The organism is Raoultella sp. (genome assembly GCF_039594335.1).
GTDB lineage: Bacteria > Pseudomonadota > Gammaproteobacteria > Enterobacterales > Enterobacteriaceae > Klebsiella.
Genome location: NZ_JBCNNS010000001.1, coordinates 1 through 13465, shown reverse-complemented (window position 1 = coordinate 13465; position 13465 = coordinate 1). Strand labels below are relative to the sequence as shown.

The 13465-nt window shown below is 47.9% G+C and carries 20 protein-coding genes; 17 read left to right on the top strand and 3 right to left on the bottom strand.

The features are described from left to right. Positions 1–20: 20 nt before the first annotated feature. Positions 21–1946, top strand: a complete 1926-nt coding sequence (gene dhaR, locus ACZAHD_RS00100; RefSeq protein ID WP_462454982.1) for a dihydroxyacetone kinase operon transcriptional regulator DhaR — start codon at positions 21–23, stop codon at positions 1944–1946. A gap of 225 nt (positions 1947–2171) precedes the next feature. Continuing rightward, entirely contained in the window at positions 2172–2495 is a 324-nt protein-coding gene (locus ACZAHD_RS00095) for a DUF1889 family protein (protein ID WP_462454981.1), read from the top strand. 460 nt (positions 2496–2955) lie between these two features. Here the strand turns inward: ACZAHD_RS00095 and ACZAHD_RS00090 are convergent, their stop codons facing one another. Next, a complete protein-coding gene (locus tag ACZAHD_RS00090; RefSeq protein WP_462454980.1) occupies positions 2956–3708 on the bottom strand; it encodes a 5'-nucleotidase, lipoprotein e(P4) family in 753 nt (250 codons plus the stop codon). A gap of 594 nt (positions 3709–4302) precedes the next feature. Here ACZAHD_RS00090 and ACZAHD_RS00085 point away from each other — a divergent pair. The 4 genes from ACZAHD_RS00085 to ACZAHD_RS00070 all read left to right on the top strand — a co-directional run bounded on the left by ACZAHD_RS00085 (position 4303) and on the right by ACZAHD_RS00070 (position 7326). Beyond that, a complete protein-coding gene (locus tag ACZAHD_RS00085; RefSeq protein WP_462455049.1) occupies positions 4303–5745 on the top strand; it encodes a tyrosine-type recombinase/integrase in 1443 nt (480 codons plus the stop codon). Then, complete coding sequence (locus ACZAHD_RS00080; protein ID WP_462454979.1) at positions 5735–6355, top strand: hypothetical protein; 621 nt, start codon at positions 5735–5737, stop codon at positions 6353–6355. Before ACZAHD_RS00085 ends, ACZAHD_RS00080 begins: the two co-directional genes overlap by 11 nt. A gap of 142 nt (positions 6356–6497) precedes the next feature. Beyond that, complete coding sequence (locus ACZAHD_RS00075; protein WP_462454978.1) at positions 6498–6704, top strand: helix-turn-helix domain-containing protein; 207 nt, start codon at positions 6498–6500, stop codon at positions 6702–6704. A gap of 19 nt (positions 6705–6723) precedes the next feature. Then, on the top strand, positions 6724–7326 hold the full coding sequence (locus tag ACZAHD_RS00070) for a BRO-N domain-containing protein (RefSeq protein ID WP_462454977.1): 603 nt from the start codon (positions 6724–6726) through the stop codon (positions 7324–7326). Positions 7327–7584: 258 nt separating this feature from the next. Here the strand turns inward: ACZAHD_RS00070 and ACZAHD_RS00065 are convergent, their stop codons facing one another. Both ACZAHD_RS00065 and ACZAHD_RS00060 read right to left on the bottom strand, forming a co-directional pair. Next, positions 7585–7728 carry a hypothetical protein gene (locus ACZAHD_RS00065; protein ID WP_462454976.1) on the bottom strand — a complete coding sequence of 48 codons (144 nt, stop codon included), beginning with the start codon at positions 7726–7728 and terminating at the stop codon, positions 7585–7587. A 3-nt stretch (positions 7729–7731) separates the two neighbouring features. Then, positions 7732–7911, bottom strand: a complete 180-nt coding sequence (locus tag ACZAHD_RS00060; RefSeq protein ID WP_012600012.1) for a YlcI/YnfO family protein — start codon at positions 7909–7911, stop codon at positions 7732–7734. A gap of 19 nt (positions 7912–7930) precedes the next feature. Between ACZAHD_RS00060 and ACZAHD_RS00055 the strand changes: the two genes are divergently transcribed. The 11 genes from ACZAHD_RS00055 to ACZAHD_RS00005 form a co-directional block, all read left to right on the top strand. Further along, positions 7931–8242, top strand: coding sequence for a host cell division inhibitor Icd-like protein (locus tag ACZAHD_RS00055; protein ID WP_462454975.1), 312 nt, complete (start codon positions 7931–7933; stop codon positions 8240–8242). Next, the gene (locus tag ACZAHD_RS00050) at positions 8235–8444 is read left to right on the top strand and encodes a hypothetical protein (RefSeq protein ID WP_462454974.1); all 210 of its coding nucleotides are present in this window, start codon (positions 8235–8237) and stop codon (positions 8442–8444) included. Before ACZAHD_RS00055 ends, ACZAHD_RS00050 begins: the two co-directional genes overlap by 8 nt. Beyond that, positions 8437–8637 carry a hypothetical protein gene (locus ACZAHD_RS00045; protein ID WP_124982826.1) on the top strand — a complete coding sequence of 67 codons (201 nt, stop codon included), beginning with the start codon at positions 8437–8439 and terminating at the stop codon, positions 8635–8637. Before ACZAHD_RS00050 ends, ACZAHD_RS00045 begins: the two co-directional genes overlap by 8 nt. Before the next feature lie 15 nt (positions 8638–8652). Further along, complete coding sequence (locus ACZAHD_RS00040) at positions 8653–8946, top strand: host cell division inhibitor Icd-like protein (protein WP_462454973.1); 294 nt, start codon at positions 8653–8655, stop codon at positions 8944–8946. A 2-nt stretch (positions 8947–8948) separates the two neighbouring features. Next, entirely contained in the window at positions 8949–9317 is a 369-nt protein-coding gene (locus ACZAHD_RS00035) for a hypothetical protein (protein WP_462454972.1), read from the top strand. Continuing rightward, entirely contained in the window at positions 9314–11062 is a 1749-nt protein-coding gene (locus tag ACZAHD_RS00030) for a DNA primase family protein (protein ID WP_462454971.1), read from the top strand. The genes ACZAHD_RS00035 and ACZAHD_RS00030 overlap by 4 nt, the downstream gene beginning before the upstream one ends. Before the next feature lie 315 nt (positions 11063–11377). Next, positions 11378–11599 carry a hypothetical protein gene (locus tag ACZAHD_RS00025; protein WP_462454970.1) on the top strand — a complete coding sequence of 74 codons (222 nt, stop codon included), beginning with the start codon at positions 11378–11380 and terminating at the stop codon, positions 11597–11599. A gap of 189 nt (positions 11600–11788) precedes the next feature. Next, a complete protein-coding gene (gene xisR / locus ACZAHD_RS00020; protein ID WP_462454969.1) occupies positions 11789–12007 on the top strand; it encodes an excisionase family protein in 219 nt (72 codons plus the stop codon). Positions 12008–12286: 279 nt separating this feature from the next. Further along, positions 12287–12451 (top strand): YdcA family protein, encoded by a 165-nt coding sequence (locus ACZAHD_RS00015; protein WP_462454968.1) that lies wholly within the window; start codon positions 12287–12289, stop codon positions 12449–12451. A gap of 140 nt (positions 12452–12591) precedes the next feature. Further along, complete coding sequence (locus ACZAHD_RS00010) at positions 12592–13050, top strand: hypothetical protein (RefSeq protein ID WP_462454967.1); 459 nt, start codon at positions 12592–12594, stop codon at positions 13048–13050. Further along, a partial coding sequence (locus tag ACZAHD_RS00005) for a protein kinase domain-containing protein (protein WP_462454966.1) occupies positions 13043–13465 on the top strand: 423 nt, incomplete at its 3' end. The genes ACZAHD_RS00010 and ACZAHD_RS00005, both read left to right, overlap by 8 nt.

The window sequence follows — 13465 nt, the reverse complement described above, 5'->3', positions numbered from 1 at the left end:
TTTAAACAGCGGAAAAGGAAATGGCGGCACAGACTCAGGACTCCGGAAAAACAGTATCATCCGTTATCAGCCAGTCATGGCAGCGTTGCAGCCGGTTTATGCCACGGGAGACCTGGCATAAACCGCATCAGGCGCAGGGGTTGACCTTCGAATCGATGTGCCGACGTAAAACCGCGCTGTTGACCATCGGCCAGGCCGCGCTGGAAGATGCCTGGGAGTTTATGGATAGTCGACCTTGCGCGTTGTTTATTCTCGATGAGTCCGCCTGTATTCTCAGCCGCTGCGGCGAACCGCAGACGCTGGCGCAGCTCGCGGATCTCGGTTTTCTTGATGGCAGCTACTGCGCGGAAAGCATTATCGGCAGCTGCGCGCTCTCGCTGGCCTCGATGCTGGGGCAACCGGTGAAAACCACCGGTGAGCAACATTTTAAACAGGCGCTGCACGGATGGTCATTTAGCTCCACACCGGTGTTTGATAACCACGGTCGCCTGTTTGGATCCATTTCGCTGTGCTGTTTGACTGAGCAGCAGGCCTCCTCTGATTTGTCTCTGACGCTGGCTATCGCCCGGGAAGTGGGCAACTCGCTGTTGACCGACAGTCTGCTTGCCGAATCGAACCGCCATCTCAACCAGATGTATGGCCTGCTCGAAAGCATGGATGACGGCGTCATGGCGTGGAATGAGCAGGGGGTATTGCAGTTTCTTAACGTCCAGGCCGCGACGCTCCTGCACCTGGATGCCCAGGCTAGCCAGGGGAAAAATATTCACGACCTGGTGACGTTGCCAGCGCTGCTACGTCGGGCGATTAAGCACGCGCGGGCGCTGAATCATGCGGAAGTGACGTTTGAGAGCCAGCATCAGTTTATCGATGCCGTCATTACCCTCAAGCCCATCGTCGAAGAGCAGGGCAACAGCTTTATTTTACTGCTGCATCCGGTGGAACAGATGCGCCAGCTGATGACCAGCCAGTTAGGTAAAGTGAGCCACACTTTTGCGCAAATGTCCGCGGACGACCCGGAAACGCGACGGCTGATTCATTTTGGCCGTCAGGCGGCGCGGGGCGGTTTTCCGGTCCTGCTCTGCGGGGAAGAGGGAGTCGGTAAGGAACTGCTCGCCCAGGCTATTCATAATGAAAGCGAACGGGCGGACGGTCCCTATATTGCGGTCAACTGTCAGCTGTATGCCGACAGCGTGCTGGGCCTGGATTTTATGGGCAGCGCGCCGACCGATGACGAAAACGGGCGCCTGAGCCGCCTGGAGCTGGCCAGCGGCGGCACCCTGTTTCTGGAGAAAATAGAATATCTTGCGCCGGATCTGCAATCCGCGCTGCTGCAGGTGATTAAGCAGGGGGTGTTAACACGCCTCGATGCCCGACGCCTGATTCCGGTGGATGTTAAGGTGATTGCGACCACTACCGTTGATCTGGCTAATCTGGTGGAGCAGAACCGCTTCAGTCGCCAGCTCTATTACGCGCTGCACTCGTTTGAAATAGCTATTCCGCCGCTGAGATTGCGGCGCAACAGTATTCCTTCGCTGGTGCATAACCGCCTGCGTAGCCTGGAGAAGCGCTTTTCATCGCGCCTGAAAGTGGATGACGACGCCCTGGCGCAACTGGTGAACTACTCCTGGCCTGGCAATGACTTTGAGTTAAACAGCATCATTGAAAATATCGCTATCAGCAGCGATAACGGCCATATCCGCCTGAGCAACCTGCCGGAATATCTCTTCTCCGAGCGGCCGGGCGGCGATACCGCATCGCCCCTGCTGCCTGCCAGCCTGACCTTCAGCGCTATTGAAAAAGAGGCCATTATCCATGCCGCCCGCGTCACCAGCGGCCGGGTACAGGAGATGTCCCATCTGCTGAATATCGGACGTACGACGCTGTGGCGTAAGATGAAGCAGTACAATATCGACGCCAGCCAGTTTAAGCGCAAAATCCACGACTAGTTTTCCTCGCTCCCCACGATTTGGGGGGCGTAGTTGCGGTTTTTCCGGGGTCACCGGGTATTTGCTGTCGGTCATGGATGACGGGCTCGTTTATACCCCCAGCGCCGGACTTATCGGGCAGAAAAACGCCATGCAAACGTTTGACTGCGGTCTGAATCAAAGAAAGGCAACGATCTCTTTGATATCGCCGCAGACTTGGGTCCATATTATAAACATGTTCATCACATGGTTAATTTTAAGGATAAGAGCATGCCAACAGCGATAGATAAAGCATTAGATTTTATTGGTGGAATGAACACATCGGAACCGGTTCCGGCTTCAATGGATGAAAGTACGGCTAAGGGCATTTTAAAATATCTCCATGAGTTAGGTGTTCCGGCTAGCGCGGACGACGTCATGGCTCGCGGTGAACAGGAAGGATGGAATTCCGGGTTCACCCATAAAGTGGCCGGATGGGCGGAGAAAATCGCCGCGGGCAACCGTATCGTGATTAAAAATCCAGAGTACTTCTCTTCTTATATGCGGGAGCAGCTCCGGGAGCGGGTGTAAGCGGCACGTTTTGAAGAATGATTCTGTAGCCGATATCCTGCACCATCAGATAAAAAGGAGCAACGTTGCTAACGTCGCTCCTTATATTTTTGCAGACGATGAATATGCAGAATAATTTGAGATTGCCGCACTAAGCGATGTATTGAGCATGACAGGAAATTCTGAATATCTGCAGCCAGCAATACGTTACTCTCATCCAGAAACGTTTATTCATCTCTTTTCTTTTCGCGCCTGAACATGATGCGGTGCTTTCTGCCGCTCATGAGCGATGAAACCGAAGACACAGCCATGCGAAGGGGGATTCCTTCGTTGCGGTATGCCCTGGCCGACGATACCGAATAAAGAAAAGTGTGCCAGCGGATCCCTGTTATTCCACTTTCTCCGGAGCGATACCCGATGCGCATCGGGTGAAGAAGGCCTCTCCACGCAATAGCGAATTAATAGAGAAGGTCTGCTGTGGTTATTTAACCGCGGGTGTTTTCCAGCTATCAAGTTTTGCCTTTGACCATGAGCCATAAGCCGCATTAGGAAGAACGATCCAGTCAACGCCGAAATGTTGTGCGTTTGATTCAACCAACTGACGTTGCTCCTCGGTGGACTTTTTATTTTTAAATTGAGCGGCAAAATCTGGCAGGCTGTCGCCAAACAGCATAATGATCTGCTGGTTTTTCATGATGGCCTGGCGACGTTCTTCTTTGGTTCCTGTATCAAGAAGGACGCTCTCTTCAGAGACCTGCGGCAGGCCGAGAGATTTTAGAGTATTGAGCGTGTCCGTTTTGTTTTCATTAGTACGGTCAGATACATAGTAAATACGAACGTTGTGGTGAGCCGCATTATCAAGGAAAGCTTTTGCTCCTGGGATCAGACCCGGATTACCCTGTTTTTCCCAGTCGCCCCAGGTATCCCATTTTGTATAGTCATGACACTGTTCCATGTCCCGTGCCAACAATGGTGTGTTGTCGAGCACCGTTTCATCAAGATCCATTACGACAGCGTATTTTTCCGGTGCTTTCAGTCCATTGACTTTTTCGTTAAAACGCTCGGTGGCAAAGCGATATGTCTGAATCTGAAGCGCCATAACTTCAGCCGATTTTTGCTGATATCGAAGGGCCATTTCATAAGCCTTTGGTTCGCACAGTTTGTTATCAGCGGCTACTGCTGATGCACTTAATACAGGTAACGCCAGCATCAGAGCTTTACTCATTGAATTCACAGTTTATTCCTTACATGGTGCTCAAAATGGCGAAAGAATAATTGCCTTATGTGACAAAAAAATGAATGCCCTGTGGGAAGGAATTGTGGGCCATAAGCATGAAAGCACAGCAATCCAGAGGTCGTAATTATTGGGCGCCAAAAATAGGTCAACGAGAAAGATAACGCTTTGATCCTTCTCTTGATTCTCTTTGGATTGCGAAAGAACGGCGCCGCTGGCGGCTTTTCGCTGGCGCTTGCGGTGTCTGGCGGGGCAACGCCGGGTTTTTACCACCGAGCAGGTGATTTATATTCTGTCTTACTCACTGATGGTACCTCTACGGCACCCTCCGGTAAAAGAAAAGGAGCTGCGATTTCTCGCAACTCCTTGTTTTGTTTGGTGGCCCCTGTTGGGTTTGAACCAACGACCAAGCGATTATGAGAATGGCGTTACCATCCTACCTTAAGATACTTTGTCATAATAAATCAATAGGTTAACAAACTCATTGACACTGTATAAATAACCAGAAATACTCTGTTTTACCTGTTTATGGCACCCCCACGGGACCCCCAGAATGGAACCCCCGTGACCAAACGATCTTTTTGCGCAACGAGTATGACTGAAAAAACGTTCAGATTTACCAAATCGAAAATCGAGGGGTTGCCTCCGGCGCTCAAAGGTTGCCGGGTGGAATACCGTGATTCTGAGGTGCAGGGGCTTATCCTGCGCGTTACTGCTGGTGGCGTGAAGACGTTCAGTGTTTCGCGTAAAAAGCACGGCGAGCACTTTCGGGTGACACTGGGGCGATTCCCGGATCTAAGCGTAGAAAATGCCAGAACGATGGCCGTAAGGTCTCTGGGTGAAATGAGCATGACCCGGAAGAACCCAAACGACCTGCGGAAGCAGGACGAAAAACGCCTGATAACGTTGCAGGATGCTTTCGAAGAGCGCCTGAAGGTGAGGGGGCACCGGATTAGCCAGACCACAGCGGATCAATACCGAGGGTTACTCACCAATTATTCCGGTGACTGGATGAATCAGCCAATGCTGCATATCACCCGTGAACGAGTCGAGAAGCGTCACAAAGCTATTTCGGAAGGAACAGTGTGGTTTGGGGAGGATCGCTCAAAGTTTCGTGCTGGTGTAGGGACGGGAAGCAAATCACAGGCCGACGCCTGGGGTCGAGCTATCCGGGCTGTATTCCGTTTTGCATGGGACCATTATCGGGACGATGAGGGCCGCAGTCTGTTACCTGAGCCGCCGACTATGGTGCTCAGCACGAAAGGCCACTGGCACGGGCTGGTGCGTAAAACGGAGCGTGTCAGGAATACCGATCTGGGGCGCTGGTTTGCAGCTATTGAGCAGGTACGCCTGCAGGCCGCTGAAAATCGGGATGACTTCGCACAATCCGCCTGTGACGCTATCTATATGGCGATGTTTACGGGGCTGCGTAAGTCTGAAATCCTTCAACTTGAGTGGAGTCGGGTTAATATTCCAGCCCTTTACTTTTGGATTGATAAGACGAAGAACGGCGATCCGCTGGAGCTTCCTATTATTCCCTCTTTATTGAAAATGTTCCGCCGCCGGTTATCACTCCGTAAAGGTGATGAGCCGTATGTATTCCCCGGAAAGGATGGCGGTGTTATCGGTGAGTCGAGAAAGGTTATCAATAGGATTGTCGCTGCAACTGTTCCGGTACCTAATCCTGATGCTTTGCCGCCAGTTAGTTTCAAATATCACGATGCCCGCCGCACGTTTGGATCTGCTGCTGCCCTTGCTGGTCTTGGTCATGACCTGATTAAACGCTTGTTGAACCATAGAACGCTACGTAGCGCCGATGTAACGGAAGGATATTTGCATTTTGGTGCCGATGAATTGCAGGAACACGCTGAGAAAGTAGAGCGTTATTTGTTAGAAAAGGCGGGACTTGCGGAGAGCACAAGAACTATTGATGCGCAATTGCTTTCTGCACTAGGAACTCTTAGTGATGAACAAAAAAGAAAGATGATTTTTGAACTGATGAATGAAAATGTGCATGGGGTAAAATATGGTAAATAACAATAAGAACAATGCAAGATTTAATTATTTATCTATGCTTGAAATAATTGATGGTAAGGCGAAAAATGCTTCCAATATACCTTTGTTAAATTCTAATTTTAAGTCTATTCCTTATATCGAAAGATTAATTCATGCATATAAATACGATCGCGATGAAGTTCACCTTCCTCCTGAGTTGTGCTCTGATGATGTATCTGAAGACTTGGAAACCTTACTTAAAACTGTTGTTCTAATGGAGCTTGTAGGGTTGTCAGATACTGCAAGAAAGTTAAAAAAATACATTCATAAGATAAATTTAATTAAAGATTTGGAAGTTGGTATTTTTGATTGTATTGTTAATGAAGAAGCAAGAAAAATAATCTCTGAAACAAATAGAAAAAATGCATCAGGTGTAAGGAATATTAAAAATAATGAATGTGTGGAAATTATGCGTGCAACATGGGAGAGACATCCAAATGCCAGTAAGAACCGTATGGTTGAGCTTCTCTTCAATCATTTTAATGGTGCAGTTAGCCGTGAAACGCTTAAAAGATGGATTAAATCAAATGAACTTGGTCCCAAAGAAGAAGTCAGGCCAGCACCTTTCTTTCAATTGGTCATACCGTCATAGCGCCTTTTGACCCCATCAAAGCGCACTTTGATCCCATCATGGCGCGTTTTGATCCAGTTATTGCCCGCTCTTACTCTACCGCCTAAATAATCAATCATAGATATTCATCATCACTAATAACCGCTAGTTGATGGTGATACCCATGCATTTAATCGAAGCAAAACCTCTCGAAAGACTGACCAGAACTGAAGCCGCAGAATATTTAGGTGTGAATAGTCAAACGTTGGCAAACTGGGCACACACAGGCCGGGTTAAGATTCCTCATCATAAGATTGGGCGTAAGGTCGTTTACTTCAAATCTGACTTGGATAGCTATCTGGCTTCAGTTCGTCGTGTACAAACCGCTTAACTAATACAGGTAATCGTAAATGAAAAAATTAACTGTCAGCGGCCAGACTAATCCTGAAACCAGCAAAAAGGCTAATTTCACGGCAAATGAAAATGATATTTCTGTAATTAAATTTGAAGGACGCACGGTCAGGATTGTGAATGTCTTCGGTGAGCCGTGGTTCGTTGTCTCTGATGTATGCCAGGCGTTGGAAATCAGCAACCCTACCAGTGCCGTTGCCTCTCTGGATGGTGACGAGGTAATGACCCTAACTTTAACTGAGGGTCATTCGGGTAAGCGTGGTGGAGCACGTAGCTGGAATATGGCCGCAGAATCCGGCTTCTATAAACTGATTGCCCGCAGCCGCAAGGCATCCACTGCTGGGACGTTCGCCCACCGCTTCAGCAATTGGGTATTCCGAGAGGTTATCCCGTCCATACGTAAAACCGGTTCATACGGCGTCCCGTTCTCATTCCTGAATGACTTCAGTCGCCGCAAGGATCAGTACACAAAGAAAGCCAGTAAGTGCGGTAGCGACCTACAGGCGTGCAAAGGAGAGAAAGCCCGTCTTGAGATGGAAGAAATTGGATTATGGAGAAAGTATCAACCCGGCTTACTGGAGGGAATGGAAGATGATGCATAAAACAAAGGCAGCTTTGCAGAGCTGCCAATGTCACTACGAAATATTCAAGCAGAGCCAGCATACCAGGATTAGTGCTGGTGGTCAAAGTCTGACCAGAGTGCAAATTTGCATTCTGGTAGATAACCCATTGTCTTTATGGCAAAGCTCAAAATTGAGTTTTGTGTCTAAGTCATTGATTATTCCATCAGTCCTCACTTTGAGGACTGGTGCTGGTGGTCAAAACCTCACCCAACTCAATTTTGAGGGCACTGATTTTATTCAACTTTTTTGCAAAGCCTTTTCGCACCCAGGGCGCAATAAATCGTGCTCATTGCTTCCGCAAATGCTCTTTGCCGTGAAGCAGGATTTTAAGAGAAAGGCGGCAACAATTAAAACAGCCGCCAAGATGATAATTTTTTTCATCGCTCATCCTTTTGGCTCGATGCCGCGCTGCTGTAGCTCCTTGCGGATGATGCGCTTTATCCAGGCCGCCAGCGACTCATCACCATCTTGCTGCTGGGCCTGTTCCATTAGCTCGCGTAACTCAGGGTCTAGTCTGAACTGGAATGGTGGATTACCACGTCTTTCATTTTTGTGTGTTGACACGTCAATTACACCCGATGTAATGTGTTTATGTGTGGTGACACATTACATACATGTGTTGCAAATAGCAACGCCCCGGAGTGCGGGAACACTAACGAGGCGTCTAACCAAACCGTTAAGTGAGGTAACAGTTATGGCTGACAATCAGTCTACCCAAACTCGCCCCAAATATCAGTATCGTTTTCTGGCCCTCAACCGCCATGACAAAAAGGCTAAGCCCTGCCGCCTGTCCGTCGAGGCAGCAACCGAACGCGAAGCCCGTAGCATTCTGGCACCCCACTTCATTCTGTCTCTGGCCGCACGTCTGCCAGCTCGTGAGGTGAGCCATGCATGAGTTGACCATCCAACAAGTCGCTGAAAAAGCGTATCAGGCGGAAATTATTCCCCTTCTAATGAGAGAAAAGACACCTGCACGAATGGAGGATTGCGAAATCGACGCGCTGCTCGTGATGCTACAAAATTTGATCGGCGATGTAAGTGGTTTTCTTGGTGAAGAAGAATCACGTGCAGAAGTTAGCGGGGTGAATCATGCCTAAATCAATAAAAATGCCTGTTGTTCATTTATCGCTACCAGTCCCTGAAAACTTCACAGGGAAAGTGCTTGTGAATGTTGAAAAAGGCATAGCTATTAATGGCTTTCCATTAAGACCAGATGAGTTTGTTGGTTCCGTCGATAGCTTTATTGAATGTTGCCGCCTGATTGGGTTTCAGGTAACACCACGCCAGTAATTAAGGATTAGAAATATGAACATTATTAATTCCGGCTTAATTGCTGGCGCTCATACTCAACCTAAATTTACCTGGTTGTTTCTGGCTACTTATGCCGATCCGCAAGCGCTCCCTGTCGTTCTGCGCACTCAGGCCAATACCGAATATGAAGCCCGTTCACAGTTGGCTGGTGATTTTTCTCTGGCATTCGCGGCTAAAATTCGTACTGATTGCCCTCTCACTTGCCATTGGATGGATCGGGATAGTTCTGTTTTGTGGCCTGTAATGGGCTGCAGTGTTGAAGCCTCGCCCCAGCAAGGGAGTAAGTAGTAATGATCAGCAATGTCAAATTTAACGAGCTGGAAAAGCGCGTTGATCTGCTGGTGGAAAAGGTGTTGACCCTTGAGCAGCAGATCAAATCACTGACTGACAGCCAGGGGGGAGAAATCCCTCCCGGTATGGCACCAGTGTCTACTCTGGCCGCTGAGTTCGGTATCTCCACCAAAAAGGCTGAAGAACTGGCGAAGAACACCGGCGTGATGATGGTGAAGCTAAAAGGTGGTGGCTTTGTTGCACCTGAAGAGAAATTCAGGGAAGCGGCCCGGTTGGTGCTGCGGAGCGCTAAACGTAAATACGGATCGGCGTACTGGTATCACCCGTTGTTAGGTAAGTTCCAGATGAGTGGAGGGATCCCAAAGTGACAGACACCGTAATCAAACCAGAAGACATTTCCGACGCGCTCTTTTCCTGCGTGTATTCCTGGGTCAATGGCCATGCCATCGACAAGAAAGGGGCGGATGCTGCTGTAGCCCGCCACCGTGACAGTACTTCACCTTATGGCGTACTGGCGCGTCGTCTGTGTGAGTTTGTTGCCGGTAGTGGTCCAACTTACGAAGAATTATGTGATTTGGGCCTGGTATTGACCGATGCCAGCAGACAGAAAGAAAACCGCATTGCGCTGGTGGCGGAGATTATCGGCGATGAGGTTAAACAGCTTCTCTGTGATGCAGAGCGGATTAACCGGATATTCCCGCAACCGAAGCCGGAGAAAAAGAGGCGCGTCACTGATGCGGCCACGTCCTCACTTAACCAGATGGGCCCAAGTCAGCGCGGGGAGGTGCTTCTTGATCACTATGGTGGATTGCTGGCGCTTCACCAGGAATCGGACACGGTGCACCACTATAACGGGGTGATATGGACGCCGGTCAGCGATAAGGCACTTGCCCGCCAGATGGCGGCAATATTTATTGAGGCTGATGCGCCATATTCCATGACGGCCATGAAAAATGCTGTCGATACGATGAAGTTAAGCCTGCCTCCGATGGGAGCCACAGAACGTAACCTGATTGGCTTCTCTAATGGCGTTTTTGATACCCGGAAGGGTGTATTCCGTGCCCACCAGAGAGAGGACTGGTTACTGGTCGCCAGCGAGGTTGAATTCGGGAAGGTGACTGAGGGGGAGAGACTTGAAGCCCATGCGCCTAACTTCTGGCGCTGGCTGCAGCATGCCACTGCAAGAAATGACAGAAAAGCGTCACGGCTACTTGCCGCGCTTTATATGGTGATGGCTAACCGCTATGACTGGCAGTTGTTTCTTGAGGTAACGGGGCCTGCCGGCAGTGGTAAAAGCGTTATGGCTGAAATCTGTACCATGCTGGCGGGTAAGGGTAATACGCAGTCGGCCAGCATGTCAGCGCTGGAGAATCCCAAGGAGCGTGAGTTGCTGGTGGGGTATTCGCTTATCGTCATGCCCGATATGACGCGCTACGTAGGTGATGGAGCAGGGCTGAAAGCGATAACCGGCGGGGATAAGGTATCAATCAACCCGAAGTACAGACAACCCTACTCGATGCGTATACCGGCTGTCATTCTGGCGGTTAACAATGATGCCATGCGGTTCAGTGATATTGGTGGCGGGATATCAAGACGGCGGGTGATTTTTAATTTTTCAGATGTGGTCAGTGAGGATCAGCGTGATCCAATGCTGGTGGAAAAAATCGAGTCGGAACTCCCTGTGATTATCCGCCACCTGTTAACCCGTTTCGTGAAACAGGACGAAGTGAAACAGCTTTTGCGTGAACAGCAACGTTCTGATGAGGCGATGGAGGTTAAACGGGGTACAGACCCGATCATAGACCTTTGCGCAGCGTTGTTTTTTATGGACGAGGCCAAAGGGCTGATGATGGGCGGCGGTAATCATGCTGCGCTGGAGCCGAGGAAATATCTTTATCACCTCTATCTTGCCTTTGCTGAATATCACGGCATTAAGCCGCTGGCGGTCACGAATTTTGGCAAGGCGATAACTGCGGCAGCGCGGGAATATGGTCAGGAATATCTCACCAGAACGATCAAGGGGAGGCGTCAGACCAATGTCGGTATAGGTGAGCTGGCTGATGAGTTTATGCCAAGGGCATATGGCTCAGAACCGCCAAAAGACGAAGAATAGAATTTTTAAAATGTATTACTATCTACCTAATGGTTGTAAAAGGATAATTAAGTAATATAAAACAGTAAGTTAAGTTAGGTAGATAGCATCAAAATTACTATCTACCTACTGTCTACCTGCTATCTACCTTATCTACCCAATGGGTAGAGAGAAAACCCCTCTGGGTAGACAGAGGGTAGGCAGTAAATTAATGCTATCTACCCGCCTGAAAACCGCGCCATTACTGGGCTGGCAGCAATCAGGTAGACAGGGTAGAGAGGAAAACGCAAAACTTTTATTTTTTATATCTCGCAAAGAGCAAACTGAGGTGAAAAAATGCTGGAAGCCGGAATGGTTGAGAAGAAATCAGCAGGTAGCGCAGCCCTCTGGATGCGTGACGCCGTGGAGGCAATCTATAAACAGTTTGGCGATGGCTATGCCAGAGAACACCCTGAGTTGGTGGCGGGCTTCATGCAGGCAGCAGTCGTCGATCAGGCGGGAATGTATATCCGTTCGCTGGTGGAAACGCTGGATTTATGGCCCGGTTCGTTGGCATAAATTACAGCGCGAACCGTTGAGCCTTTAAGCGTGGAGGCTCCAAAACGACAGCACACTTATCAGCATATGGGCGGCTGGTGGCCGGACAAGTTTGTCGGTAGCCCACCAGCCAATTTACTCTACTCAGCCACCAGCGGAACCGCCCGTTCGCGGCGAGCTGACCAGTCAAAAGAAGAAATGAGGTTAATTATGGCCAATATTACTCAAGATGATGAATGGATGATGGAAGCGGGAATTATAGCGAGGATGTATATGACTCCCCGGCAAATAAGAGCTTACCGTAGCGGGCGGTGGGTAGAAGGCATTCATTATAAGAAGCATTCCCCCGATCCGTTCGCTACAGAAGGGAGAGCGACACTTCTTTATAACTACACAAAAATCAATAAGCTTGTTGGAGATGCTCAATGATTATGCTGGTTGGTGGCGGACCCTGAGACCCGGACGACGGGGAAAGGTACGGGGCCGCCAACTGCCGGGTAATGCCGCAGAGCACGGGCAGGCTACTTTGGGCTGGGCGTTACTGCTTGTGAACCTTAGTTGTTTCAATTATTTGATCTGATTCGCTAAATTTGAGATTTTTTCTTGCTTTAGTTTAAATTCAGATTCATCTGATATAGATTTATTGGTGTCTACAGAACGCAATAGACGACAAAACAATCAATACGTTTATGCTCGCAGGAGCGATACATGACAAAAGTTATTGTAGTGATATTTCTGTCACTTTTTGTATTCACAGCAACCGCAGCTAACAAACCCTGCTCTGGGAAGAAGGGCGGAATATCTCACTGCTCAGGTGAAAAGTTTGTTTGTAATGACGGCTCAATTAGTAAATCGAAGAAAATATGCCGCTAGAATAAATTGACAAGCATATGCTCATGTGGAACGGGAGAAATTATGCTGGATGGTCTAAGCAGTTAGTTGGGTTTTTATTAACCTTCTGGCATATGTTCCCTTAGTCGTTTTATACACTTGAACTCAGGTTAAGGAATAGAATGAGAACGCTTGGTATAAGGGTTGAACCCAAACAAATATCATTTGTAGTGTATTGCAATAATGAAAAAACATTACTATGTGTTGATGTAATTACCATACCTAAGGCTCTTGAGGTTCCCGAACAACTTAAATATGTAAGAAATAATGTATTAGATATATTGAGAGAGTATCAGGTTGAGCGTGCCGCGCTGCGAGTAGCAGAAGGAATAGCAAAGAATCAAAGCATTCCTCGTTACTATCTTGAAGCTGTAATTCAAGAAGCGTTTTCGAGTAGTAATGTTATTGCTTATCAGGTAGTTAGGATGAGTTCGATAATGAGTAGATTGAAGTTGAACAAAGCCGATTATAACCTCATTCTTGAATCAAAATCTTCAATAAATAACATTGATAATTCATCTTTTAAAAAACCAATGAATGAAGCGTTGATGGCCTCGCTGGCGGTGGTGGAGAATGCTTAATCAAGATTACAAAAATGCTACATTATCATTTTCTGAAATAGAAGAATTAGATGAGCAAGGTAAAAATTCAAGGGTTTTTTTGGCGCATGATAAAAATTTAGACTGTGAATTAGTAATCAAAGAGATAAAAATAAAAGAGTTTGATTGCGATAGTTACTTTAATGAGGCTCGAAAGCTTTATCAAAGTTCTCACCCTAACGTAGTGCAAGTGCAGTATGCAGCGAAAGACGAAGAAAATGTATATATTGGTCTGCCTTTCTATAAAAAAGGATCGATACATCGACGAATGAATAATGAGTCTTTGACAAGCTTAGAGGTTATAAGATATTCAATTCACTTTTTAAGTGGTTTGTTTCATATACATTCTAAGGGTTTGATTCATTTCGATATTAAACCAAATAACATTCTTTTATCC